Genomic DNA, 23221 nt, shown 5'->3' with positions numbered 1-23221 from the left:
CGCTACGGTATTAGCCTTCCGGTTCCAAGGTTTTGGCCAAGGACAGGAGTTCGTCCCGATGGCCGGTTACCTTGAGGATCGTGGCATTGCTGGGGGAGTCTACCGCCACCTCTAGAATGACCTGCTCTTTTCGCTGGGCCCCCTGCCAATAAAACCAAGGCGCAACCGGGGCGATCGCCACCAGTAAAAACCAAAATGGGCCGGTATTGGGCCAAAGAAACGCGAACACCAAGGCTAAACAGGCTAAACCAGCGATCGCCAAAAGGGTTAAAAGAACCGCTAAAAATAGACTGGCGGCCACCATCCCTTCTAGGGTGACCCGTTGGTTGTCTGGATTTACGGAAATGACCTGATAGGCGCGATCGCGGAAATAGGACTGAATCCGGGGTAAAAGCACCTCAGCCTTTTCATCTATCACAAATTGTCGTACCTCAATGCGCTCCTTCGTCGAGGCACGCACAAAGAAAAATAAACCGATGCCCAATAGCAGGGTTAAAAAGACCGTTGAGGAAAAGACAAAGGATGGATCCATCTAGTTTCTGACTCTGAAAATCACTCAAAAATGCAGCGGCGCATGGCAGAATACCGTCCTTGAGAAACAGGTCTCCCCAGAGATTAAACAATAATTTAAGGGATATTAAGCAAGGTCAGTAATCTGTTGAGCCAGAGAAAAATCTTTTTCCGTTAATCCCCCCGCATCATGGGTGGAGAGACGAATCGTTACTTTATTCCATGAGATACTAATATCTGGGTGATGGCCAGCGGTTTCCGCCGGTTCCACTAGACGATTCACAAAGGCGATCGCCCCCAAAAAGTCCGCAAATGTGAACACCTGTTCAATCTCGTTACCGGTGCGGGCCCAACCCGGCAGTTGGAGTAGTTGCTCTTCAATTTGGCGATCCGTTAATAATGCTGCCATTTCTTTTTCTTGCCCCACTCTCGCTACTACCAGGCTAACATTCCTCTGGCTACTCATGGATAGAGCAGACTAAGGAATGGGGAATCAGGTGCATTGGTCAAGATAGCAAACAAAACTTAAATAAAATTACCCCATATCTAGTTACAAACCGATACGAGTCTATACATTTCTTAAAAATTGGCCGCCGGATCCCCGAATCGTTCTAATCTAAGTTAGCGCGTCAAATTAAAAGTAATAGGGAGCCTCTTAGTAACCATGGTGGTCAAAGCAAGTGGTGGAAGCTCGGTTGCCCGTCCGCAACTTTATCAAACCGTCCCCGTTTCAACAATTATCCAGGCCGAACAACAGGATCGGTTTCTCAATCGAGGTGAACTCGATGAACTAGCTGTATATCTTCGTTCTGGCAACAAACGTATCGAGATTGCCACGACCCTGACCCGTAACGCAGAAATCATTGTCTCGCGGGCCGCTAACACCATTTTTGTGGGTGGCTCTCCCATGGCCTTTTTATCTCGCCCTGTCAGCGAGGATGCCCCCCAATTTACCAAGGGAACCACGGGCCAGGCCATTGACATGAAGGAAGCCATGGCCCTAGGAACGGCTACTTACGTGGATACGCGAGGTGGTTTCCTAGAAGGTCTTCGCTCCGTGTTTAGCGCAGGGGGCGGTGGGGCAACACCCTCAGGCTTTAAGCCCATCAATATTGCCCGCTACGGCCCGGTGCGGATGCAAAAATCCCTGCGGGACTTAGATTGGTTTCTCCGCTACACCACCTACGCCATTGTTGCTGGGGATCCCAGTATCATCGCCGTAAATACCCGTGGTCTGCGGGAGGTGATTGAAGCGGCCTGCTCTATTGATGCAACCATTGCGGCCCTCCAGGAAATGAAGCGGGCGGCCCTGAGCTATGTCCAAGGGGATAAGGAAGCCACAGCCATTGTGGATCAATACTTTGGTATTCTCCTCAATGAGTTCATTGCCCCCGCTCCCTCCGATAAATTACGTCAACGGAGTTCCAGCGATTTACAAGGGCTGCAACTGCCCCAAATTTACTTTAATGCCGCCGAGCGTCGTCCCAAATTTGTGATGAAGCCAGGCCTTTCCAGTTCCGAGAAAAATGAGGTCATTAAAGCCGCCTATCGGCAAATTTTTGAGCGGGACATCAGCCGTGCCTATAGCCTGGGTATTTCCGATCTGGAATCCAAGGTTAAGGATGGCAGTATTTCCATGAAGGAATTTGTCCGCCGTCTCGCCAAGTCCCCCCTCTATCGCAAAAACTTTTTTGATCCCTATATTAATAGCCGCGCCCTAGAATTAGCCTTCCGGCATATCTTGGGTCGGGGGCCCTCTAGCCGCGAAGAAGTGCAAACCTACTTTTCCGTTGTTTCTACGGGCGGTTTGGCGGCCCTAGTGGATGCCCTAGTGGATTCCCAGGAGTACAGCGATTACTTTGGCGAAGAGACGGTTCCCTACCTACGGGGTCTGGGTCAAGAAGCTCAGGAATGTCGCAACTGGGGAGCGCAGCAGGATCTCCTCAAGTACAGTGCCCCATTCCGGAAAGTTCCTCAATTTATTACCACCTTTGCCGCCCAGGATCAGCCCTTACCGGATCAGCATCCCTACGGATCTGGGAACGATCCCCTGGAAATTCAATTTGGAGCAATCTTCCCGAAAGAGACCAAATCCCCCTCGGCCCGGCCCCAACCCTTTAGCAAAGATACCCGCCGAATTCTCATCAACAATGGGCCAGGGATTAATAATCAACTCAGTAATCCGAGTTCCCGTGGGGTTGCCCCCGGTTCCTTAGGGCCGAAGGTGTTCAAGCTGGATCAGTTACCCAGTATGAATGCCCGCATTGGTAAGCGTACTATTGCCACAGGCACCACTAGTGTCAAGTTCTCGGAGAGCGCAACCCAGAGCGTGATTCGGGCTGCCTATCTTCAAGTCTTTGGTCGGGCTGTTTACGAAGGCCAACGCCAGAAAGTGGCTGAGATCAAGCTGGAAAATGGCGAGATCACGGTACGGGAGTTTGTCCGGATTTTGGCGAAATCCAACCTGTTCCGCAGCCTGTACTGGACACCTCTCTATGTAACCAAGGCGGTTGAATATATCCACCGGCGGCTTTTGGGTCGTCCCACCTACGGTCGTCAAGAAATCAATAAGTATTTCGACATTGCCTCGAAAAAAGGTCTGTATGGCCTGGTGGATGCCATTCTCGACAGCCCCGAATACAGCGAAACCTTCAATGAAGACACGGTTCCCTATGAACGGTATCTCACCCCCCAAGGTTTAGCACTGCGGTCTCTGCGCACTGGCAGTATTGGCGATACGGGTACAAAAGCAGAAACTGGTGGTACGCCCCTATTTGTGGCCCTGGGTACAGTGGATGAAATGCGGACGGAACCGGCGATCGCCTTCCGCGCCAATCAAGGGGTCTCTAAACAGCGGCAGCAAACTAAGGTCTTCAAGCTAACTCAGTTGAATGATAAGGCGAACCTACAACAGGTTGTTCAGGCGGCCTATCGTCAAGTGTTTGAGCGGGACATTGCCCCCTACGTGATCCGGAACGAGTTCTCCGATCTGGAATCCAAACTGGGTAATGGTGAGATTTCGGTGAAGGAATTTGTGGAAGCCCTGGGTTTCTCTGCCCTTTACCAGAAAGAGTTTTATACGCCCTATCCCAATACCAAGGTCATTGAGCTAGGAACGAAGCATTTCTTGGGGCGGGCACCCCTGAACCAAGCGGAAATCCGTAAATACAACCAAATTCTGGCTACTCAAGGTCTGAAGGCATTTATTAATGCCCTGGTGACCAGTGCCGAATATGGGGAAGTCTTTGGTGAAGATACAGTTCCCTATCGTCGCTTCCCCACCTTACCTGCGGCTAACTTCCCGAATACCGAGAAGCTCTATAACCAGTTGACGAAGCAAAGCGAAGCGATTGTGGTTCCTAGCTTTAGCCCCGTCAAGCCCACGATGGATAGCAGTAAGCTTCCCTTGATGAGTCAAGCCATGGCGGATCAAGCGGCTCAGGCACGGCAGATGGATCCCAGCAAACCCCGTTTTGTGGAGTTGGGTCGTTCCTTCCAAAATGGCGATGGTCAATCGGTAGAAGTGGGTGTGGGAACCAGTCGTCGTCGCCCGTCTCGGATTTATCGCATGACTGTGGGAACTCCTGGCCCGGAAGCTGAATTGGTGATCAATGCCATTTATTGCCAGGTGATGGATGTCTTTAGCGGCAAGGTACCATCCCAGTTCCGGCGCAGTGACCTGGAAAGCCGTTTACGGAATGGTGAAATCTCGGTGCGGGAGTTTGTGCGTACCCTAGCTAGTTCGGATATTTACCGGAATCGCTTCTATACGCCTTATCCCAATACCAAGGTGATTGAGTTCCTCTTCCGTCATTTGTTGGGTCGTGCCCCGGCTACCCAGGCTGAAATTCGTCAATACAATAAACTGTTGGCGGATCAGGGTCTCAAGGCTGCGGTGGAAGCCATTATCGATAGTGGTGAATATGCCCGTTACTTTGGTGAGGATGTGGTGCCCTATAAACGCTTCCCAACGTTGCCTGCGGGGAACTATCTCGGTAGTGTGAAAGCCGATGCGGATCTGGTGAAACAATCCTGGTCGGGGCTATCTCCCTCCTTGGTTGGAAGTCAGACCACTGGGCGTGCCTAGGGAATTCTAGATTCTACATTAACTAGATGATGAATGGGTCGATGCCAAGAATGGTGTCGGCCCTTTATTCTTGTCAGATGATTGCCAGCGACCCCGTTCTTGGAAACTTATTGCAGATGAAGATGTGATTAGGATACTTCCAAATGGGAGTCCCTTGGTTTACAGGCTTCTTAGAGGCAAAATGTCCTAACACTCTACTCACTTGCAATATTATTCCTTGGCGCGAACAATCAGAACACCGCCTCAATCCTCAAAATGGATTGTGTCTTGCCCGGACTCATAAGGCTGCCTTTGATCAGGGACTGATTACCTTTGATGAAAACTATAAACTGGTTCTAAGCCTCTATCTTCAAAAGTTTTTGCCTGAAGAAACGTTGGAATATAACTTTGTTGCCTACGTTGGTAATCAACTGCGTCTACCAGAAAAGTTTCAACCTGAACCCGACTTTCTCCGATTTCATCGAGAAGAAATTTTTCTTGGAGCTTGACTTTACTACATCTAGGACTGTTTAAAAGAGACTCAACAAGTTTTGACCCTAAACGGTGAAAAACCGATTAATCGAAGTGCCCTTAATATTGCACTGTTAATGATGATTCATGATCTACCGCTGCAAGGCTTTACCCATAGAACTGATAAAAATGCAGCATACTCCAAGTTTGTACCATTACCACTTGAGGAGGTTAAACTGCTCCATATCAACGGTGTCACGGTTTCGGTAAATCGCCAGAATAATTGCCAAGCCCACCGCCGCTTCCGCCGCTGCAATGGCAATCACAAACACAGCAAACACCTGACCTTTAATATCTTGACCATCTAGATAATTCGCAAAACCAATCAGATTTAGATTAACCGCATTGAGTAATAGCTCAATGGACATGAGGACACGGACTGCATTGCGGCTCGTAATCAGGCCATAAATACCGATACAAAACAGAAGCGCGGCCAAAAGAAGAATATGGGTCAACTGCATAGTAGGATTATCTCTAAAAATTATTTACCAGCAAGAGAAATGGGTTCCCGAGGACGTTCAGGCAATTCTAAATTAGGAGCTACTTCTTCGCCAATGGAGGGTTCTTGATCGAGAACATAATCCCGGCGGGCTAACACCACCGCCCCAATGAGTGCCATTAAGAGCAAGACGGAGGCCAACTCAAAGGGCAATAGGAAATCGCTAAAGAAATGCATCCCAATCACTGTAATCGTATCGGCTTCATGAACTGTTGTGCTGGGAATGGCCCAGGGAGTTTGTAGCACCATCGTACTCAAAAGCGCAAATAACCCCAGAGACACGCCTCCGGCTGACACTTTTCGTAACCATCGCCGTTCGACGGGCGCAAAGTCTTCCCGCTTGTTGACGAGCATGATCGCAAATAAAATCAAGACATTCACTGCCCCAACATAAATCAAAATCTGGGCGGCGGAAACAAAGTCGGCATTCAAAAGAATATAAATACCGGAAATACTCAGAAAAACCCCCGCCAGTAAAAAGGCAGAATAGACAATATTATCCAGTAAGACCACGCCTAGAGCTGCGGTGATCATCAACAAGGATAGAACGACAAAGGTAATGGTTTGAACAAGGGTGGCTAAATCCACGATCGCTGGCTCCTAGTTGCTTTCACTGGTATTGTTTTTCAAGGTTTCTAGAATATCTTCAGGACGTTGCCCCGCCCGCTTAATCTGGGGATCAAGATCATGGCCACTGATCTGACCCGCAGGTAAATAGGCAAATTCCCGAATGGGTGTCACCATCGGATCATCCGTCACCTTATAGGGTAAGCGTCCCATGGCAACGCTATCATAATTTAGTTCGTGGCGATCGTAGGTTGCCAACTCATATTCTTCGGTGACAGACAAGCAATTCGTCGGGCAGTATTCCACGCAGTTCGCACAGAAAATACACACGCCAAAGTCAATACTGTAGTGCTTGAGTTCCTTTTTCTTGATCTCTTTATTAAACTCCCAATCCACCACCGGCAAATTGATCGGGCAAACCCGCACGCACACTTCACAGGCAATGCACTTATCAAATTCAAAGTGGATCCGCCCCCGGAATCGCTCCGAGGGAATTAGTTTTTCGTAGGGATACTGAACCGTAATCGGCCGCCGCCGCATGTGATCGAAGGTAACGGATAGACCCTGGCCAATATATTTAGCAGACTGAACCGCATCCTTGGCGTAATCGCCAATTTTATTCAGAAAACTCATAATGATTCACCCTGAGAAATCAAATCAGTACAATTCTTTGGTTCTACGGCTTGATCTAACCACCAAAGGCTACGGGAAAGGTGAGCTTCAAACCCGCTGTGATCAGCAAATTAACTAGGCTCACGGGCAAAAGAAACTTCCAGCCGAGATCCAACAGTTGATCAATCCGCACCCGTGGAACCGACCAGCGCATCAAAATGGCTAGGAAGATAAAGAAGTAGGCCTTGAGAAGGGTCATGGTAATGCCAAGGATTGCAAAGGCAATTTGCAGAAATGGATTCGTTTCTGGGATACCTAAATAGCCGGCGATCGCCCCCAAGGGAATGGGAAAATCCCAGCCTCCAAAGTACAGCACTGCCACGAGGAGGGCCGATAGAACTAAATTAACGTAGGAACCTAGATAAAAGAGGGCAAATTTCATCCCCGCATACTCGGTTTGGTAGCCCGCTACCAGTTCTTCTTCCGCCTCCGGTAAATCAAAGGGAAGCCGCTCACATTCCGCTAGGGCCGCTACCCAAAAGATGATAAAACCCACCGGCTGCCGCCACACATTCCAACCCAGAATGCCATAGCCGGACTGCTGCTCGACAATTTCAACCGTCCCCAAACCATTGGACATCATTGCCACTGCCAATACCGCTAAAGCCAGGGGAAGCTCGTAACTAATGGATTGAGCCGCTGCCCGCAGTCCCCCCAACAGAGAGTATTTGTTATTGGAGGCATAGCCCGACATCAGCAAACCAATGGGGGCAATACTGGATAGGGCAATCCAGAGAAACACCCCCATGGCAATGTTCGAGATCATCAGGTTTTGGCCAAAGGGGACAATGATGTAGGAGAGAAAAACCGGAATCACGACTAGGGCCGGGCCAATGGTAAAGAGTAGGCCATCGGTATTCGTGGGGATAATATCTTCCTTGAGAAGAAGTTTCAAGCCATCAGCTACGGGGGCCAGGATTCCCAAGGGACCAATAAATTCCGGGCCAATCCGTTGCTGTACCGCCGCTGAAATTTTTCGCTCTAGCCAAACCGTAATCAATACCCCAAGGGTTGCCACCACTAACATCACCAGCATCGGCAATGGCAGCCACATGAGTTTTGCTAGCCCCGGAGCCACACCAAGAGACTCTAGGGCAGAGATCACTTGCCCTTGTAAATCAATACCAGCTTCCATAGAAAACCTGAGTACACCGCAATGGGGGAATAGACCCGCTCTCAGTATATAGTCTTTGCCTTCATTGGTCAGACCCAAGAGGTGTAATTTTTCAGAAATGGGAACATTTATTTTTTATCTAGCAGATTCTATCTTTCCTGAAAAAGTCTAGTGCTACAACTTGATCATCTCCCGCAGGTCTTTGAGTAAGACAAATAGATGTAGCGGGTCGGTCGGGGATGCCATAAACTCAACACTCCCGCCCTCAGCCTACATACGTTTTAGCAACTCATTATACTCATCGTGGGTACCAATCCAGTACCAATAAACATGGTCGGACTCCAACAACCCCAACACGCGATAACTGATACTGACACGAACGGAGTAAATCGGCTGTTTTCGGCTAACTCGTTTGAACTGGAGGCTGGGATGATAGGGATCTTCTTGCCAAAGCACGTAGGCTTTAGAGGCTTGTTCCTGAACCGATACGGGAAGATCACCTAGGCACTTGCAAAATGACTTGGTGGTACTTGACTTCATTTTTGCGCTGGGAAAACTTCGTCAAGTGGAACGGTTTCTCCCTTTGCTATTTCCTGGCGTACCATTGCAGCCATCTGATCCCATTGATTGTCCGTTGTGGCAACAAACTGGGCGTCCCATTTTTGCTCGTCTTGTAATTCTGCTAAAAACCGAGCCGCGATCGCATCTTGTTGATCGGGCGGCAGTTGTTGGATTTGGGCGATCGCCTGTTGAAGTAGTTCAGTCATCTTCTACCATGACCTTAGGTTTTCTCTCGTAGAATTAATCTAACATAACCGCCAGACGATATTATGACAGGTTTTGAAATGCAATGTTTTGAAAAAGTCTAATGCTACAATCGCTAGGCAAGGTAGCCGAAATGGGGGAATCTCTGTGGCCCACACCATTGTTACAAGTACCTGTGAAGGGATTGCCGACTGCGTTGAGGCCTGCCCTGTTGCCTGCATTCATCCCGGCGAGGGTAAAAATCAGAAGGGCACGGATTGGTTTTGGATTGATTTTTCGACCTGTATTGATTGCGGTATTTGCTTTCAGGTCTGCCCTGTGGAAGGAGCCATTCTCCAAGAGGAGCGGCCAGATTTACAACGGACATCCTCCTAGGGCTTGAGGGCAATGGAACGGTGACTGAACCAGTAGCCAATCAACCCCTCCTTCGTGTCCATGAGGTCTATGGGGGCTATCTGCCGGATTTAGATATTCTGCGGGGAATTAACTTTGTCCTCTATCCAGGGGAATTGGTGTCGATTATTGGCCCCAATGGTGCGGGCAAATCCACCCTGGCAAAGACGATCGCTGGGTTGCTCACACCCCGGCAGGGATCCATTACGTTGCGGGATGAGGATATTACCCATCTGCGCCCCAATCAGGTGGTGCAAAAGGGCATTGCCTATGTTCCCCAAATTACCAATGTGTTCCGATCGCTGACGGTGGATGAAAACCTGGAAATGGGTGCCTTTATTGGCGATCGCAATATTACTATTCTAAAGCAAAAAATTTTCGCCGCCTTTCCCCGCCTAGCGGAACGCCGAAAACAACGGGCGGGAACCCTATCTGGGGGGGAACGACAAATGTTAGCCATGGGCCGGGCAATGATGATGGATCCCCAGGTGTTGGTGTTAGATGAACCATCGGCGGCCCTATCGCCCCTCTTGGTGAGTAATGTTTTCGCGAAAATCAAAGAAATTAATAGGGAGGGAACCTCCATTATTCTCGTGGAACAAAATGCCCGTAAAGCCCTAGCTATGAGCGATCGCGGCTATGTTTTAGATATGGGCAAAGATTGCTTTGAAGGCTCTGGTCCCGATTTACTTGATAATCCCAAGGTAGGGGAGTTGTATCTGGGAGCGGGGCATCATTAGGTCAAAAAAAAGCCCATCCCCGTAGGGATAGGCATCAAAAAGAGAGATTAAAGGCTTTAACTCAATGACCGGCCCGACCAAGACCCGTCAACCCATGGGCAAACCTAGAGACTGGTCAAAAAGCCAATAAGACCATGGCCCGTAATGACTTCCAGGGCCAAGAGAGAAACAAAGCCAATCATAGCTAGACGACCATTGAACAACTCAGCGTAGGGGGTAAAGCCAGACTGAGACTCGCTCATAACGTACATTTGAGGCTCAATGGCAAAATTGTTCATTTTCCCTTGATCATCGATGATAGAACCGCTTCTCATAATGGTGCTCCTGTTTGTTGCGTTTTCTTTACCTTTCTTAATATAAGTTAACACTTAGTTTACAAAATTGCAAGGGCAGGCCCATTCGGCTATGGTGGTGAGTTAAAAAATAATGAATTTTAGGGTGTGGCGTGACCTGTGGCGTGTCAAGGAAGACGGGCGATCGTAAGGGTGGTGATGTAAACTCACGTTTGGATCACCCTACGGTTAGCTCCATGACCCTGAAAACCTTAACCCCCAAAACCAAAATCGTTGCGACCATTGGCCCCGCCAGTAGTTCTAAGGAAACGATTAAACAAATGGTGATGGCGGGGATGAGTGTGGCCCGCCTCAACTTCTCCCATGGCACCTACGCGGATCATGCCCGGATGGTGACCCTCCTACGGCAAGTGTCTGAAGAATTGGATATGCCCATCACCCTGCTTCAGGATCTGCAAGGGCCAAAAATTCGCGTAGGTCAACTTCCCAATGGTGAAATCTCTTTGGTGGAGGGAGAGCAACTGACCCTCGTTCCGGCATCCATAGCAGAACCACCGGAGCAGACTATTACTATTGACTATCCCTACTTGGCGGAGGATGTCGCCCCAGGCACGCAAATTTTGCTGGATGATGGTTTACTCGAACTCACTGTAGATCGGGTGGAGGGGAACGCGGTCATTTGTACCGTTCTGGAGGGGGGAATCTTAAAAAGTCGTAAGGGGGTTAATTTACCCAGTGTAGAACTGCGGCTACCGTCCATGACCGAAAAGGATCGGCAGGATTTAGATTTTGGTTTAGCCCAGGGGGTGGATTGGGTCTCCTTAAGTTTTGTGAGGCGGGCCGAGGATGTGATTGCCCTCAAGCAATATCTGGCGGACAAGGGCGCGGCGGATACCCCAGTGATTGCCAAAATTGAAAAACCCCAGGCGATCGCTAATTTAGAAGCCATTGTCCAAGAATGTAATGGTCTGATGGTGGCGCGGGGTGACCTGGGGGTGGAAATGAAACCGGAAACTGTTCCCCTCCTGCAAAAAAAAATCATTCGCCTCTGCAATCAAAAACGGATTCCCGTGATTACGGCCACCCAAATGCTCGATAGTATGATCCGGAACTCTCGGCCGACGCGGGCGGAAGCCAGTGATGTAGCCAATGCCATTATTGATGGCACCGATGCCGTGATGCTGTCTGGGGAATCGGCGGTGGGGGACTTTCCCGTAAAATCCGTAGAAATGCTCGCCAAAATCGCCACAGAAGTTGAGCGGGATATTGAGTACATTAACCATCCCCCCAACCAAACCAACGAAACCTATGCTCTAAGTGAAGCTCTCCGCGCCATTATCAAGACCTTACCCCTCCGCTGTATTGTTGCCTTCACCAATTCCGGCTATACGTCCATGATTGCCTCCGCCGAACGGCCCAACATCCCGGTGGTTGCCTTTACCCCCCATCAAACGATTTACCACCGCCTGAATCTGATTTGGGGGGTGAAGCCCGTTGTCCTCGATCACGAAGTTGAAACCTTTGAAGAACTGGTGGAGCAGGCAGAACTCGTCCTCCGCCAACGCAATGTGGTGCAATCTGAGGACAAAATTGTGATTATGGGAGGGATTCCCACGCGCCATTCTCGGGGCACGAACTTTATTAAGATTCACACGATTCATTAGGGATCTGGTACTTAGGGATCCGGGTCTTCCAGAAACGCTAAGGTAAGAAAGAGGAATCTATAGAAAAGGGTTGACCAGGAAAAATGACACTTGAACAAATCGCTATGGGTATATGGGCTTTTTCTGCCCTGGGCCTCGTTATCCTAGTCCTACTCCACAGCCCTAAGGGGGATGGTTTGGCGGGCATTGGCGGCCAAGCCCAATTATTCACCAGTACCAAAAGTGCGGAAACGACCCTGAATCGCGTCACCTGGACTCTCACGGCAATTTTTATGGGTTTAACGGTGGCCCTGAGTGCGGGTTGGCTCAGTTAAGTCATCAATGAAGTAAGGGTTTAATAAATTTTTCAAGAGGATTATTCATGGCAAAAGCCACTTGGAACGGTGTTGTTCTAGCCGAGAGCGATCGCTGTGAAGTTGTAGAAGGGAATCAATACTTTCCGCCGGAGTCCCTGAATCAGGATTATTTTCAGGCCAGCCCAACCCATACCACCTGTGGTTGGAAGGGAACTGCCAGCTACTATACCCTGGTCGTCAATGGCCAGGAAAATAAGGATGCAGCCTGGTATTATCCTGACCCCAAGGAAGCCGCTAAAAAGATTAAGGGCTATGTTGCGTTCTGGCGCGGTGTTAAGGTTGAAGCGTAATTACCCAGAGTTGAGAACACGATGAATTGGCAATGGATTCAAGATACCCTCACCCAACAATTAGAACCCTTCGCCGCCTATTTTAGGGCGTTGGATTTACCGGAACCGATCACCCACTGGGGCCATCCCCTGATGATGGGCATTGTCCTAGTGGGAATGGGCAGTGCGGTGGCCTTGACGGGCTGGAAAGGACGACTCCTCAGTCCTACGGATAGTGACGGCTCCGTTGAAAATCGTAAGAAACATCGAAAAATTGCACCTTGGATGTTTCTATTTATTGTCATGGGGTACAGTGGCGGACTTCTGTCCTTGGTGATGCAGGGACACCCCATTTTAGAGAGTCCTCATTTTTGGACTGGCTCGGTAGTGGTAGGTCTGTTGGGACTGAACGCGGCCATTTCCCTCAGTAAGTTTGCTGGCGGAAAACCGGCTCTGCGGACGGTTCATGCCTACTTGGGAAGCGCGGCTCTGGGTTTAGCGCTGATCCATATTGCCCTTGGCATCAAGCTGGGACTATCCTTTTAGTCTTGTGACTCGGTTGAGTTTTGCTAGTGGGTGGCGAGATGACCCTTACCTAGGGACACACTGACTTAAATCGCCGTAGTAGGCCAGGGCACGGTGGTGGCGCAGGGAGCAGAGTTGCCCTTTTTGCCAGGCCTGTTGCTCTTGGAGGCTGGGCAGGGCCGTGGTCACTCCAAATAGTTGATTCACTAAGGGGGTGCGATCGCTGCGAACGCGAACGACGGCAAAGTCTTCACCTAGTCCAGCGGCTTCGGCGAGGGCATCAATGGTGGCGGGGCGACTGAGGGTACCATCAATCAGTTTGAATTGCTCCGCCTGTTGATTGCCAAAAATCATCGCCCCCATTTGATTGCGGATGATATTTGCATCCATGCCACGATTTTCGGCTACATGGTTCACAAAGACGGTGTATTCCTGGTCAAGTCCTGCTTGAAATACTTGCAGTTCTTCGGGGGTGAGGCGGCGGAAGGGGTTGCCCACGTCTTTACCCCGTCCGGCAATAATGGTCTTTTGTTCAATGCCGTTGGCTGTCGTAATGCCACCGCCAAATAGGCCGTCATCCATGGCAATGGGGCGATCGTAAAACATAAAACTGGGGCCAATAATGCCAATACTGCCAATCATGCTGCCGTAGTCGGCATAGATTTTATCGGCTCCCACCATGGCCCATACGCCGCCGGAGGCAGAAATTCCTTCTATAAAGGCATAGATAGGGTTGCCCGTGGCCTCTTTATAGGCTTGAATACCATCAAAAATAGCCTGGGAGCCAAAAATTGTACCGCCGGGGGTAGAAATATCCAGAATCACTCCTTTGATGGAGTCTTCTTCAGCGGCTTCTTTAAGTTGTTTTTGGACTTGATAGCCGTAGGTGACACCGCCAAGGGCACTAAAGAACGTATCCTCATTTTCCGGTGGACTACCCAAAATTGGCCCGGAGATATTGAGCCTGAGAAGGCGATCGCGGCTCCCCTCTTTGCCAGAAATAAATTCATAGCGATCGCTCGTTTGGGATTCACCGCCACCGGCCAACAGGGCTAAAACACCTAATAGAACGGTAAAACCAACACCGATGAAGGCCAAGCTAATAAAAACGCTGAGGGTACTCACAAAGGTATTGGTGAAGCGGGTGACGATTGAGCCAAAAAAGGAGGGGGAGGGTTTAGTCATAATCTTCAAGAAACCTAAAAAGACTAGAATTGATCCTTCAATCCCCGCAGACGGGTAAAGGTTTGCAGATCGCTGGTGCCGTTGACGGCCGATTGAATGGCAGGTTCGTGCCACCGCAAAAATGGGTTGGTGGCCTTTTCAAGGGCGATGGTGGTGGGAATGGTACTTTCATGGTTTTTGCGCCGCTCGATCACCCCTTGATACCGCTCCTGGAGGGCGACATTTTCTGGTTCCACTGTCAGGGCAAACTCCAAATTTTTCTGGGTATACTCATGGGCACACCAGACCTGAGTCTCGCCCGGTAATTGCCGTAACTGCTCCAAGGATGCCATCATTTGCGCCGGTGTGCCTTCACGCAAGCGACCACAGCCCCCCGCAAAAAGGGTATCCCCGCAGAAAACATGGCCAGGGGTAACGTAGGCAATGTGGGCCCGGGTATGGCCAGGAATAAATAGTACCTCAAAGGTCTGATCCCCAAGGAACACGCGATCGCCCCCTTCCAAAAAGACCTGTTGCCCCGGAATCCGTCCGCGATCGCCCACGCCGCCATAGATCACTACCTCAGGATAGGCTTGCTCTAGTTCTTCATTGCCGTCTACGTGATCCCAATGGTGATGGGTGTTAAAAATAGCTGTTAAGGTTGCCCCCAACTCCTGAAGTTTGGCTAAGACCGGAGGAGCGATCGCCGGATCCACAATTGCTGCTGTGGCCGTAGCCGGATCATGGAGCAAAAAAATATAGTTATCCCGCAGAACCGGGATACGGTGAATCTCCATAGGTGACCTACCCCCTAGGAAGGAGAGACTAGTTCGGTATTGATTTCATTCACGGATCGGGGTTTGAGATCAATGGACTGGGATCGGGGCAGCAAATTAAACACCTCCCGAAAGGCATCATCAACCACCTCAAAGCTAACGGCTCCGGCGACATTTAACCGCTCTTGGCCCGCGGCATCTAACAAAATGGTTTGGGGAACCACACCACGGTAGTAATAGCCGGGGTCAGTGGGGCCAAAGGTGGCATTAATGGGTAAGGCATCCACATCAATGGGAATAAAATCCGCGGCCCGACCATAAAAACTTTGCAGTTGGGAAAGGACGGTGGCAAATTGCTTACAATCCCGGCTATCGTTGATATACAAAACGAGCAGGGTGGGCTTATCCCGTTCTAGGGATTGGGCCAGGGTTACCTTTGGCGGCACAAGGGAACCATTCCCCGCATAGAGGGCAAAAATATTCCCATCAAAGTGATCATCCGTGAGACTGGCCCCAGCAACCCCACTGAAGCTACTCCATCCCAGGGCGATCGCTAGAATGAATCCCAATGCCCGTTGCCAAAATGAAACCCGTACCATAGATGGTTCTGCCTGCAGTACTGAACTGTGCCAAATAATTTAATGATTCAAGAAAAGAAATTAAAAAAGTCTTACCGCTTCTAGCCTACTCCACTGAAGCCGTCGTAACACTGGGCAAGAGCCGTTGTTGTTCCTCAATGGCTGCCTTATACCGCTCTACGTCTTCCTCTAGGTTAGCAATCTGCTCATCCCGATCTTCCATTTCCTGGCGTACCGTCAAAAGCCGCTGCACCTGCACCCATACACTAAATACCCAGGCAAATACCGCCCCAATGCCCATGGCCACAATGAGTTCAATGCAGAGAGGAGCCTGAATGGTTGTTCCTTCAATCACCTTAATGGGAACGGATTCGGTATTCTGGATGCTAAATAAAACAAAGCCTAGACCAATTACAAATATCATGAAGAAGTTAATTTGTCGCATAGGTCACTACCTGCCCACATAAGCTCGATTCTCTGTCGCTGATCATACCACTGGCTACGGCCGGGAACTACGGCTAGGAAATCTCCAAGGAATTAGTGGCGCGGTAGCTTCTCTTGCTCAATCAATCGCAGAGCGAGGACAATTTCTGCTAACATTCGCTGCCAAGCGTAGTACCAGCCATACCAGCCATCCAGTATGCCACCCCGTAAAATCAAGCAATAAAACAGCACCACAAAGGGGGCAATAATTTTTTGTTTTCGCAGGCGATCGCCCCAACTGAGGTCTTGGGCTGGGGTGTTCAATAGTTTTTGGGCCTCGATCACCATGTAGCGATCTTGGGCCCAGAGCCAGCGGCCAAGGGGTTTGCGATCGTCGTGATAGAAATAGGATTTCAGGTGTGCGGATTCACCGGTGACGTGTAAAAGCTGGGTATGGCCATCGTCGATATATTGGCCGCGATCGCGGCGGAAGAGAGCTTGGCGCGGCGGTAAAATGGTTCCCCTAAGGGGATGCCCGCAAACACAATACTTAAAGGGAATAAAATACCCGCCAATCGCCTCCCCAGGTTCCAACATAACCAACTCCTGATAAAGTTCTGGTGGCACAATATAGTCGGCATCTAGGGAAAGAACCCATTCCGTGCCCACTTGCCCAACCCCGTAATTCCACTGGCAGGCATGGGTATCAAAGGCCCGTTGGTATAGCTTGACGGTGGGATAGGATTCGAGAATTTCTAGGGTGAGATCGCTACTGAAGCTGTCAATCACAATGATCTGCTTGGCCCAGTTTAAATGGCTGAGGGTGCGATCAATATTGTCCGCCTCGTTGTAGGTCAAAATCAGGGGGGTAATCTGTTCAAGCTGCATAGGTATGGGGAAGGGGCTGGGTTTTATGAATGGCTTGGTAGACTTGGGCCAGTTTATGGGCGATATGACTCCAGGTGTATTGATCAAAAATCAATTTTTGGGCCCGCTGTCCCATAGCCTCAGCTCCGGGGCGATCGCCTAAGCAGGTCATCAATGCCTGGAGAAGTTGATCACCCTTTGGCTCAATCATCAGGGCTGCCTTTTCCTGAGCTGCTTCCGGAAAATTACAGCCGGTGGTAATCACGCAGGGAAGTCCCGCCGCCATTCCCTCCAAGACCGACATACTAAATCCCTCAGAATAGGAGGGAGCCACAAAAATATTTGCCGCCGCTAAGGCACTGAGCTTCAAATCCCCCACTAACATTCCGGTAAAGGTTACCGCCGCACCACACCCCGCTGCCCGAATGGCATCTTCCACGCTGGGTTGATAGCCAATGTTATCGGGGCCAGCAATCACTAAATGACTATCTGGGTACTGATGGAACGCTTGGGCAAAGGCAGGGATCAACAAATCCAAGCCTTTTTTGGGATCAATCCGACCGAGGAATAGGAGAATGGTGCGTCCTTGGGTATGGGGAAAGGCTTTGTAGAATAGGCTTGAATCCGGCAAAACCTCAAATTCTTGACGGTGAATACCATTGGGCAATAAAAACAGGGGTACATTTAAGCCTAAATTTTGTAACCCTTCTGCCTCTGAGCGAGTTAGGGCATGGACACCACAACAGCGATCCAGGGCTGGCTTTTCTAGTAAGCGGTAAAAAAATTTCTTTTTCCAGCCCTTATAGGAAAGGGTCCAAGGCTGGAGCATTCCGTGGGGTGAGACAACATAGGGAACTCCGTGCCGTTGGCAGCTCCAGTAGGCCGGCCAATTGGGAATGGAAAAAACTGCATGGGTATGGACTAAGTCATAATCGCCCACATGGTGCCACAACCAGTGACTCATGGCCCGACTAAACTTGTAGTCTCCCTGGGCTAGGTAGGGAAAATATTGAATTTGATAGTTGTCTGCCGGAATCCAATCATGGAGAGGGACATCTAACCGATCAGAGCCGTTGGCATTCGTGGTGACTAAGTGAACCGTTTCCACATACCTGCCTAAAACGCCAACCATTTCTAGGACAGCCTTGGAGGAGCCACCATATACACTACCGACGGAAGGGACAATATGCAGAACCTTGAGCATGGAACTACTGGCCCGATTGCCTTAATAACACGTAGTCCACTGCCTGAAGGAGGCCCTGGGCAAATGTATCTGGCGAAAATTTTTGAATATGCATTAATGCCGATTGTCCTATCTGCTCAAGGTCTACTTGCCCATGGCTCATTTTAAGCATTAAGTTGGTTAGCTGTTGTTTATTATCTGGGTCAAAACCAAAGCCTGTCACCCCTTCTAGGATCAAATCTTCAAAACAACCACATCGATTAGAAACCAATACTGGCAATCCTGCGGCCATCGCCTCATTGACAACTAATCCCCACTGCTCCTGGGTACTGGCATGGATGAAACAACTGGCATGGGCAAAGTAGGGCAATAATTGATCTTGCTGTAAAAAGCCAGGCAAATGGATGAGATCGCCTAGGCCAAGCTGCCCAATCAACGCCTCGATGACTGGCCGCAACTCCCCATCGCCACAGAGGACGAAATGCCAGGGCAGATCGCCTGCTTGGCCGTTAGTTGCTTGACAATAGTCAGCGTAAGCTTCGATTAAAACAATTAGATTTTTCTTAGGAATAAACCGATTAATGGCCAGAAAGTAGGACTGGGGAATTGGGCGAGGCTCTTTTCTAATCTGTTCAGGATGAAATACACCGTTATCTACCACGTCATAGCCCGTAAATATTGCCCCTGGGGCCATGCCTAATTTTTCCAAATAGCATAGCTGTGGTTGTCCTCCCACCAAGCCTGCCTGGTACTGACGAATTAACCAACCTTTCAGCCGCTCTGTCCAGGGCGATCGCGGGGCATCATCTTCCTTGGATTCTGTCATTAAAATGGCCGGTCGTCTATGCCAGCGACACCAAGCCAAAGCCGCCAGCATCGCAGGGGGAGAATAACCGGCGATCGCCAAAACATCGGGTTGAAGGTGCTGGAGATACTGATACAACAATTGACTTTGCTTCACCCAACTCACCGTCTCTATGGGCTGGTTTTGAATGAGCGGAATAATGGGAAACCCTAGGTCTAAAATATCATTCTTCCATAAGTATTCCTGTGTCGAGCGGGCCAGTTCAATACCCACCACCTGAAAATTTTTTTGCCGAGCATGATCGTGAAAGCGACGGATACGGGCAATATGATAGGGGCCAAAATTAATGAACAGAATGCCGATTTTCATATACTAGAATCACTAATCTAGGGCACACTCGAGATCAAACTTCATCGAAGTAGCCTCTGGTGACTAGATTGCAGAACCGGTTTACGCACTTGGGCATAGTAGACCGCAAACCCAACAAATATAAGTTGAAAGAGAAGTTCTTGAAAGAATCGTCCAACGCCGTGGGTTAAACCGATGACCGCTGGCCCAATCAAACCTGCATATAAAATCTGAGAAACCAGTCCATCGGGGCGCAAAGAGGCATACCAAAGGTGCTTATAAAAGTATGCCATGAAGGCGAAAATGGCACAGCCAAAATAGCTAAACTCTAGGAACGTATCTCCAATCCCCGTGATTGTTGTACCAAGGGGAAGGACGTAGTTATAGCGGGACAGGAGATCAAAAGAAAGCAGCTTAAATTGCAGGGACTCCTTAATTTGATAGCCAATTATTTGACCCGGAACAAATTGAGAAACAATCTGATCCCAAAACGTTGTACCATAGCCAAATTGCAACTCCGCCATAGCAGCATCAGCGAAAATTGCCGCATTCCGTAGTTCTAGCGTTCCTCCTGAGAGATAGGCCTGAAAGTTTTGTAAATTCAGCGCCGCCGTATCTCCGGTCACTAGGGCAATAAATACCCCTTGTCGAGCAAAGGCAAAGAGAGGGATTAACACCATCATTGCCAAAAACAGTAAGCTGGGCAGAAAACGGGGGGGGAGAATTCTACGCCAATAGAATAGAGAAACCCCCAGAATAATCGCGAGGGTAAAGGTCTCTTGGCGGCGACCCGCCAGCAAAATATCTGCCAGAGTTGGTAAAGCAGCAATCACGCTGAACGTGATCATGACAACGCTCGGCCGCTTACAGGTGAAATATAGAATAATTGGCAGGCCCACCAATCCAATGCCTGACAGAAAATGATAAATGGTTGCCTCCCCTGTCCAACCGGCACCAATGGCCGCCACCTGAATATCTGATCTAATGAGTAGATAAGTAAATAAATAACCTAGAGCGACATAAATAAAACCCACCTGAAATAATCGTTTTTCATCTAAGGGAATACTTAAAAATCGAATATATTTTTTTTGAATTGGCCATTGATAACCAACCCAACACATTGCTCCGCACAGGGCGGAAAAAAGTAAAATACGATCTACCGCCGCTGGGGGAGCTTGGAGGGGATTAACTGCTAGTAAAAATGCTTGGGGCAGGAGAAAGGCCAGGAAAATACCGCCCATAAAAAAGGGAAATTCATAGGAACGCTCACGGCGATAGGTTCCCCAGGCCAGTAATAGGATGCAAACCAAAAATAAAAGTATAAGGAAAATATTAAACATGGAATGAGTAATCTAGCTTTTGGTCAATGGGATTTTATCAATCCAGTGATGATAGTCTGGATGCCGGTCTTCGGTAATGGCCTGTAATTGCTGTTGCAAGTATTGGGTCATCTTTCCGGGGGCAGGTAAAGCATATTGCTCAAGACGGGCTACAGGAACAATGCGAGCGGCGGTACCTGTGAGGAAAACTTCATCGGCAATGAGGAGTTCGGTGTGATCTACAGGACGTTCAATCACCTGGAATCCTTCTACCTGAGCTAACTGCAGGACACTATTGCGGGTAATGCCTTCTAGAATATCTTGATCTACGCTGGGGGTAATGAGCTGCTGGTTGCGCACGAGGAAAATATTCATGCCCGTGGCTTCAGAGATTTTGCCCTGGTCATTGAGCAGAATAGCTTCGTCAAACCCCGATGCAACGGCCTCTGTTTTAGCTAGGGCAGAAACTAAATAGGAGGCTGTAAATTTACCGCGCAAGGGAAAACTACGATCGCTCTGACGTTGCCAAGAACTAATCCGGCAGCTTACGCCTTGGGGCGATAGATAGTCCCCTAGGGGAAGGCCATAGATGAGGAAATCCTTATCTACGTTGTGGAGGCGAGGGGCAATGCCAAGACCCGATGTATAGACTAGGGGACGAATATAAAAGGGAATCTGCGGTGCATTCTGCCGCACCCAATCAATCATTAAGGATTTAATTTGAGTGGGTGGGAGATCGTAGCCCAGGTAATGGGCACTGCGGCTGAGGCGACGGCAGTGATCCTCAAGACGAAATAACAGAATCTCATTGGTATTTTTGGGATTAGGTAAACCACGCAATCCCCCTAGGGCTGCTGTGCCATAGTGGAGTGCATGGGTGGCCACCGAGAGCTTTGCCTCAGAGAAAGGAACAAACTGACCCTGAAAATAGGCATAGGGCAGAAAGTCAGACATGCGTTAACAGAAAACTAATGTAGGGTATGTTCCCTCCCAAGTATACAGACCCATGCTGAACCTGGCTATCCCTAGGGCAAACGCATACCCAAATCATTCAATCGTCATCAAAGTCTGCTAGAACACTGCCAGAGCCTAGAGGACCCAAGAGCAGCAAATTTGTTAGAGCATAAGCTTCTAGACATCATTGGTTTAACCATCTGTGCAGTCAACCCAGAAGTGTTACAGGCGCGTTTTTCGAGTTAGGTCAAGACAATCGCTGAAGTCAATGACCGCGCAATCATCGCCATTGATGGCAAGACGATTCGACGTTGCCTATGAACGAAATGGCAAAAAAGGGGCTATTCACATGATTTAGTACGTGGGCCAGTCAGAATCGCTTAGTCCTCGGATAGGTCAATAGGTGCTTTCGTATCAGGTAAAACAAACTACCATTGGGGATTTTGGACTTTCCCTAGGCTAGGGCACTGGCGGGTTGTAAGGGCGATCTGCGGTGGCGTGTAACTGGTTCCGTCAAGCGAATACTACTATCTAGCCCCGGGGCATGGGCTTCAATCACTCGCCCTGTGCGATTACACATGACCATTAAATAGTCACAGCGGGGACACTGAGTACGGCTAATGTCGTTTATTTGGTGTCTCTCTGCGTAACTGCCACAGTTGGGACAATGAATGGTTTGTAGAGTCGTCATATTAAATAATCCTTAAAATTTTCATAGTTATTGTGGGGATCGTGATATTGAAAAATTGCTCCTTGGTTTATTAATAAATAGTTAGATCATGTCGGAATATTAAGGGAAACTTAAATTATCTTTGGTCTTAAGAGTACCTTCTATTATGGTTAGATCTTCCCAATATGACAATGATCCCCAGGTTACAAATTGCGAATTTTTATCGGGGATCAAGGAAATCTAAGAGAATACTGAAGTGAACTGATCCAAGAATGGTTTATTCACTAGCACCTATTTATTCAAAATCTAGGATGATTCTGAGAAATAAATGATGGGGATCATGCATATTGATACATTTCTTTGCAATGAAATAAAGTTTTATCCTGAAAATGATCGTCTTTTCGATTCCCTTGTACTTTGATGGATTGGCAATATTGCTGCTAGCATCGGATATTGTGGTGATGATTTGCCGTTGCCGGGCATTGGATATTCCCTAAAATATCCCCTAGGGTACTGATGCCTAGAGATGGCTACCTAGACGTAACTACAGCGGTACGTGAGGAGGAAGGATGAACTGGCGACGTTATAGCATTGGCGTGGCTTTGATTTTAGGACTAGGCCTGGGACTGATGTCCCCCCAGATGGGACGTTCCTTTGAAAATTCCCGTAGTTCTCCCCAGCTAGCAGGTTGGCAAACGGGTTCCTTTCCCGTTGAAAATTTCCAGGGGTATACATCCCCCTTTGGGTATCGGCGATCGCCTACGGGGGAACCGACCACTGAATTTCATAATGGCCTAGACTTTGCGGCCCCAGAAGGAAGTTATGTCCGTAACTGGTGGGCTGGTCGGGTGATTGAAATCTCTGACCATACGGCCTGTGGAACCTTGGTGCGGATTCAATCCGGTTCCTGGGAGCATGTCTATTGTCACCTGAAGGGTCGGGTGGAACAAACCAATCGGGGACGGGCCATGGTGGATCGCGGTGGCGGTCTGCAAATTTGGGAAGGGCAAACCATTCCCACGGGGGCGAGAATTGGTCGGGTGGGTATGACGGGCCGAACAACGGGGCCACACCTCCATTGGACCCTACGCCATCAAGGACAATTAGTGAATCCGGCGGTGGTTTTGCGGGCGATGCACCGTGCCCAAACCCAGGCTCAACAATAAACAA

At 49.2% G+C, this 23221-nt stretch carries 28 protein-coding genes; 9 read left to right on the top strand and 19 right to left on the bottom strand.

Annotated features, from left to right (window positions below):
* Window positions 1-10: 10 nt before the first annotated feature.
* The gene (locus L3556_RS05720; RefSeq protein ID WP_277866344.1) at window positions 11-532 is read right to left on the bottom strand and encodes a cofactor assembly of complex C subunit B; all 522 of its coding nucleotides are present in this window, start codon (window positions 530-532) and stop codon (window positions 11-13) included.
* Between the two features lie 105 nt (window positions 533-637).
* Window positions 638-919, bottom strand: a complete 282-nt coding sequence (locus L3556_RS05715) for a 4a-hydroxytetrahydrobiopterin dehydratase (protein ID WP_277866343.1) — start codon at window positions 917-919, stop codon at window positions 638-640.
* Between the two features lie 255 nt (window positions 920-1174).
* Here L3556_RS05715 and L3556_RS05710 point away from each other — a divergent pair, with 255 nt between their 5' ends.
* Entirely contained in the window at window positions 1175-4597 is a 3423-nt protein-coding gene (locus L3556_RS05710) for a phycobilisome rod-core linker polypeptide (protein ID WP_277866342.1), read from the top strand.
* Between the two features lie 143 nt (window positions 4598-4740).
* On the top strand, window positions 4741-5085 hold the full coding sequence (locus L3556_RS05705; RefSeq protein ID WP_277866341.1) for an HNH endonuclease: 345 nt from the start codon (window positions 4741-4743) through the stop codon (window positions 5083-5085).
* Between the two features lie 177 nt (window positions 5086-5262).
* Here the strand turns inward: L3556_RS05705 and nuoK are convergent, their stop codons facing one another.
* The 6 genes from nuoK to L3556_RS05680 all read right to left on the bottom strand — a co-directional run bounded on the left by nuoK (window position 5263) and on the right by L3556_RS05680 (window position 8726).
* Window positions 5263-5568: an NADH-quinone oxidoreductase subunit NuoK gene (gene nuoK, locus L3556_RS05700; protein WP_277866340.1), complete on the bottom strand. Its 306-nt coding sequence runs from the start codon at window positions 5566-5568 to the stop codon at window positions 5263-5265.
* Window positions 5569-5588: 20 nt separating this feature from the next.
* On the bottom strand, window positions 5589-6194 hold the full coding sequence (locus tag L3556_RS05695; protein WP_277866339.1) for an NADH-quinone oxidoreductase subunit J: 606 nt from the start codon (window positions 6192-6194) through the stop codon (window positions 5589-5591).
* 12 nt (window positions 6195-6206) lie between these two features.
* Window positions 6207-6806 carry an NAD(P)H-quinone oxidoreductase subunit I gene (gene ndhI / locus L3556_RS05690; protein WP_277866338.1) on the bottom strand — a complete coding sequence of 200 codons (600 nt, stop codon included), beginning with the start codon at window positions 6804-6806 and terminating at the stop codon, window positions 6207-6209.
* Window positions 6807-6861: 55 nt separating this feature from the next.
* The gene (gene nuoH / locus L3556_RS05685) at window positions 6862-7980 is read right to left on the bottom strand and encodes an NADH-quinone oxidoreductase subunit NuoH (protein ID WP_277866337.1); all 1119 of its coding nucleotides are present in this window, start codon (window positions 7978-7980) and stop codon (window positions 6862-6864) included.
* Window positions 7981-8229: 249 nt separating this feature from the next.
* The gene (locus tag L3556_RS16290) at window positions 8230-8499 is read right to left on the bottom strand and encodes a ParE family toxin-like protein (protein ID WP_422110751.1); all 270 of its coding nucleotides are present in this window, start codon (window positions 8497-8499) and stop codon (window positions 8230-8232) included.
* Complete coding sequence (locus L3556_RS05680; protein ID WP_277866336.1) at window positions 8496-8726, bottom strand: hypothetical protein; 231 nt, start codon at window positions 8724-8726, stop codon at window positions 8496-8498. The genes L3556_RS16290 and L3556_RS05680 overlap by 4 nt, the downstream gene beginning before the upstream one ends.
* Window positions 8727-8871: 145 nt before the next feature.
* On the opposite strand from L3556_RS05680, the gene L3556_RS05675 reads away from it, so the two are divergent.
* Both L3556_RS05675 and L3556_RS05670 read left to right on the top strand, forming a co-directional pair.
* Window positions 8872-9099 (top strand): indolepyruvate ferredoxin oxidoreductase subunit alpha, encoded by a 228-nt coding sequence (locus L3556_RS05675; RefSeq protein WP_277866335.1) that lies wholly within the window; start codon window positions 8872-8874, stop codon window positions 9097-9099.
* Between the two features lie 20 nt (window positions 9100-9119).
* A complete protein-coding gene (locus tag L3556_RS05670) occupies window positions 9120-9857 on the top strand; it encodes an ABC transporter ATP-binding protein (RefSeq protein ID WP_277866334.1) in 738 nt (245 codons plus the stop codon).
* A gap of 104 nt (window positions 9858-9961) precedes the next feature.
* On the opposite strand, the gene L3556_RS05665 is transcribed toward L3556_RS05670, so the two are convergent.
* Window positions 9962-10171 (bottom strand): chlorophyll a/b-binding protein, encoded by a 210-nt coding sequence (locus tag L3556_RS05665; RefSeq protein WP_277866333.1) that lies wholly within the window; start codon window positions 10169-10171, stop codon window positions 9962-9964.
* 215 nt (window positions 10172-10386) lie between these two features.
* Here L3556_RS05665 and pyk point away from each other — a divergent pair, with 215 nt between their 5' ends.
* From pyk to L3556_RS05645, 4 genes are all read left to right on the top strand, one after another.
* On the top strand, window positions 10387-11814 hold the full coding sequence (pyk, locus tag L3556_RS05660; RefSeq protein WP_277866332.1) for a pyruvate kinase: 1428 nt from the start codon (window positions 10387-10389) through the stop codon (window positions 11812-11814).
* 83 nt (window positions 11815-11897) lie between these two features.
* Window positions 11898-12128 (top strand): preprotein translocase subunit SecG, encoded by a 231-nt coding sequence (gene secG / locus L3556_RS05655; protein ID WP_277866331.1) that lies wholly within the window; start codon window positions 11898-11900, stop codon window positions 12126-12128.
* Window positions 12129-12175: 47 nt separating this feature from the next.
* Window positions 12176-12460: a DUF427 domain-containing protein gene (locus L3556_RS05650; protein ID WP_277866330.1), complete on the top strand. Its 285-nt coding sequence runs from the start codon at window positions 12176-12178 to the stop codon at window positions 12458-12460.
* Window positions 12461-12481: 21 nt separating this feature from the next.
* Window positions 12482-12985 carry a DUF4079 domain-containing protein gene (locus tag L3556_RS05645; RefSeq protein ID WP_277866329.1) on the top strand — a complete coding sequence of 168 codons (504 nt, stop codon included), beginning with the start codon at window positions 12482-12484 and terminating at the stop codon, window positions 12983-12985.
* Between the two features lie 45 nt (window positions 12986-13030).
* On the opposite strand, the gene L3556_RS05640 is transcribed toward L3556_RS05645, so the two are convergent.
* The 10 genes from L3556_RS05640 to L3556_RS05595 all read right to left on the bottom strand — a co-directional run bounded on the left by L3556_RS05640 (window position 13031) and on the right by L3556_RS05595 (window position 22072).
* On the bottom strand, window positions 13031-14149 hold the full coding sequence (locus L3556_RS05640) for a S49 family peptidase (RefSeq protein ID WP_277866328.1): 1119 nt from the start codon (window positions 14147-14149) through the stop codon (window positions 13031-13033).
* Window positions 14150-14172: 23 nt separating this feature from the next.
* Window positions 14173-14925 carry a hydroxyacylglutathione hydrolase gene (gene gloB, locus L3556_RS05635; protein WP_277866327.1) on the bottom strand — a complete coding sequence of 251 codons (753 nt, stop codon included), beginning with the start codon at window positions 14923-14925 and terminating at the stop codon, window positions 14173-14175.
* A 14-nt stretch (window positions 14926-14939) separates the two neighbouring features.
* Window positions 14940-15503 carry a thylakoid membrane photosystem I accumulation factor gene (locus tag L3556_RS05630; protein WP_277866326.1) on the bottom strand — a complete coding sequence of 188 codons (564 nt, stop codon included), beginning with the start codon at window positions 15501-15503 and terminating at the stop codon, window positions 14940-14942.
* 85 nt (window positions 15504-15588) lie between these two features.
* On the bottom strand, window positions 15589-15927 hold the full coding sequence (locus L3556_RS05625) for a LapA family protein (RefSeq protein ID WP_277866325.1): 339 nt from the start codon (window positions 15925-15927) through the stop codon (window positions 15589-15591).
* 92 nt (window positions 15928-16019) lie between these two features.
* The gene (locus L3556_RS05620) at window positions 16020-16793 is read right to left on the bottom strand and encodes a glycosyltransferase family 2 protein (RefSeq protein WP_277866324.1); all 774 of its coding nucleotides are present in this window, start codon (window positions 16791-16793) and stop codon (window positions 16020-16022) included.
* The gene (locus L3556_RS05615) at window positions 16783-17976 is read right to left on the bottom strand and encodes a glycosyltransferase (RefSeq protein WP_277866323.1); all 1194 of its coding nucleotides are present in this window, start codon (window positions 17974-17976) and stop codon (window positions 16783-16785) included. The genes L3556_RS05620 and L3556_RS05615 overlap by 11 nt, the downstream gene beginning before the upstream one ends.
* A gap of 4 nt (window positions 17977-17980) precedes the next feature.
* A complete protein-coding gene (locus L3556_RS05610) occupies window positions 17981-19129 on the bottom strand; it encodes a glycosyltransferase family 4 protein (protein ID WP_277866322.1) in 1149 nt (382 codons plus the stop codon).
* A gap of 41 nt (window positions 19130-19170) precedes the next feature.
* The gene (locus L3556_RS05605) at window positions 19171-20448 is read right to left on the bottom strand and encodes a hypothetical protein (protein ID WP_277866321.1); all 1278 of its coding nucleotides are present in this window, start codon (window positions 20446-20448) and stop codon (window positions 19171-19173) included.
* 12 nt (window positions 20449-20460) lie between these two features.
* Window positions 20461-21381: a branched-chain amino acid transaminase gene (locus tag L3556_RS05600; RefSeq protein ID WP_277866320.1), complete on the bottom strand. Its 921-nt coding sequence runs from the start codon at window positions 21379-21381 to the stop codon at window positions 20461-20463.
* Between the two features lie 454 nt (window positions 21382-21835).
* Window positions 21836-22072, bottom strand: coding sequence for a replication restart DNA helicase PriA (locus L3556_RS05595; RefSeq protein WP_277866319.1), 237 nt, complete (start codon window positions 22070-22072; stop codon window positions 21836-21838).
* Between the two features lie 548 nt (window positions 22073-22620).
* Between L3556_RS05595 and L3556_RS05590 the strand changes: the two genes are divergently transcribed.
* The gene (locus tag L3556_RS05590; RefSeq protein ID WP_338405712.1) at window positions 22621-23217 is read left to right on the top strand and encodes a M23 family metallopeptidase; all 597 of its coding nucleotides are present in this window, start codon (window positions 22621-22623) and stop codon (window positions 23215-23217) included.
* The last annotated feature ends 4 nt before the right edge of the window (window positions 23218-23221 follow it).

Origin of the sequence: Candidatus Synechococcus calcipolaris G9 (assembly GCF_029582805.1) — a bacterium.
GTDB lineage: Bacteria > Cyanobacteriota > Cyanobacteriia > Thermosynechococcales > Thermosynechococcaceae > Synechococcus_F > Synechococcus_F calcipolaris.
The sequence above is the reverse complement of the archived record's forward strand: the minus strand, read 5'-3'. Positions and strand labels throughout refer to the sequence as shown.

Excerpts from the sequence above, each read along its gene's own strand:
- L3556_RS05720 (WP_277866344.1), bottom strand. The coding sequence starts at position 532 with ATGGATCCATCCTTTGTCTTTTCCTCAACGGTCTTTTTAACCCTGCTA.
- L3556_RS05715 (WP_277866343.1), bottom strand. The coding sequence starts at position 919 with ATGGCAGCATTATTAACGGATCGCCAAATTGAAGAGCAACTACTCCAA.
- L3556_RS05710 (WP_277866342.1), top strand. The coding sequence starts at position 1,175 with ATGGTGGTCAAAGCAAGTGGTGGAAGCTCGGTTGCCCGTCCGCAACTT.
- L3556_RS05705 (WP_277866341.1), top strand. The coding sequence starts at position 4,741 with ATGGGAGTCCCTTGGTTTACAGGCTTCTTAGAGGCAAAATGTCCTAAC.
- nuoK (WP_277866340.1), bottom strand. The coding sequence starts at position 5,568 with ATGCAGTTGACCCATATTCTTCTTTTGGCCGCGCTTCTGTTTTGTATC.
- ndhI (WP_277866338.1), bottom strand. The coding sequence starts at position 6,806 with ATGAGTTTTCTGAATAAAATTGGCGATTACGCCAAGGATGCGGTTCAG.
- nuoH (WP_277866337.1), bottom strand. The coding sequence starts at position 7,980 with ATGGAAGCTGGTATTGATTTACAAGGGCAAGTGATCTCTGCCCTAGAG.
- L3556_RS16290 (WP_422110751.1), bottom strand. The coding sequence starts at position 8,499 with ATGAAGTCAAGTACCACCAAGTCATTTTGCAAGTGCCTAGGTGATCTT.
- L3556_RS05680 (WP_277866336.1), bottom strand. The coding sequence starts at position 8,726 with ATGACTGAACTACTTCAACAGGCGATCGCCCAAATCCAACAACTGCCG.
- L3556_RS05665 (WP_277866333.1), bottom strand. The coding sequence starts at position 10,171 with ATGAGAAGCGGTTCTATCATCGATGATCAAGGGAAAATGAACAATTTT.
- pyk (WP_277866332.1), top strand. The coding sequence starts at position 10,387 with ATGACCCTGAAAACCTTAACCCCCAAAACCAAAATCGTTGCGACCATT.
- secG (WP_277866331.1), top strand. The coding sequence starts at position 11,898 with ATGACACTTGAACAAATCGCTATGGGTATATGGGCTTTTTCTGCCCTG.
- L3556_RS05650 (WP_277866330.1), top strand. The coding sequence starts at position 12,176 with ATGGCAAAAGCCACTTGGAACGGTGTTGTTCTAGCCGAGAGCGATCGC.
- L3556_RS05645 (WP_277866329.1), top strand. The coding sequence starts at position 12,482 with ATGAATTGGCAATGGATTCAAGATACCCTCACCCAACAATTAGAACCC.
- L3556_RS05640 (WP_277866328.1), bottom strand. The coding sequence starts at position 14,149 with ATGACTAAACCCTCCCCCTCCTTTTTTGGCTCAATCGTCACCCGCTTC.
- gloB (WP_277866327.1), bottom strand. The coding sequence starts at position 14,925 with ATGGAGATTCACCGTATCCCGGTTCTGCGGGATAACTATATTTTTTTG.
- L3556_RS05630 (WP_277866326.1), bottom strand. The coding sequence starts at position 15,503 with ATGGTACGGGTTTCATTTTGGCAACGGGCATTGGGATTCATTCTAGCG.
- L3556_RS05625 (WP_277866325.1), bottom strand. The coding sequence starts at position 15,927 with ATGCGACAAATTAACTTCTTCATGATATTTGTAATTGGTCTAGGCTTT.
- L3556_RS05620 (WP_277866324.1), bottom strand. The coding sequence starts at position 16,793 with ATGCAGCTTGAACAGATTACCCCCCTGATTTTGACCTACAACGAGGCG.
- L3556_RS05615 (WP_277866323.1), bottom strand. The coding sequence starts at position 17,976 with ATGCTCAAGGTTCTGCATATTGTCCCTTCCGTCGGTAGTGTATATGGT.
- L3556_RS05610 (WP_277866322.1), bottom strand. The coding sequence starts at position 19,129 with ATGAAAATCGGCATTCTGTTCATTAATTTTGGCCCCTATCATATTGCC.
- L3556_RS05605 (WP_277866321.1), bottom strand. The coding sequence starts at position 20,448 with ATGTTTAATATTTTCCTTATACTTTTATTTTTGGTTTGCATCCTATTA.
- L3556_RS05600 (WP_277866320.1), bottom strand. The coding sequence starts at position 21,381 with ATGTCTGACTTTCTGCCCTATGCCTATTTTCAGGGTCAGTTTGTTCCT.
- L3556_RS05595 (WP_277866319.1), bottom strand. The coding sequence starts at position 22,072 with ATGACGACTCTACAAACCATTCATTGTCCCAACTGTGGCAGTTACGCA.
- L3556_RS05590 (WP_338405712.1), top strand. The coding sequence starts at position 22,621 with ATGAACTGGCGACGTTATAGCATTGGCGTGGCTTTGATTTTAGGACTA.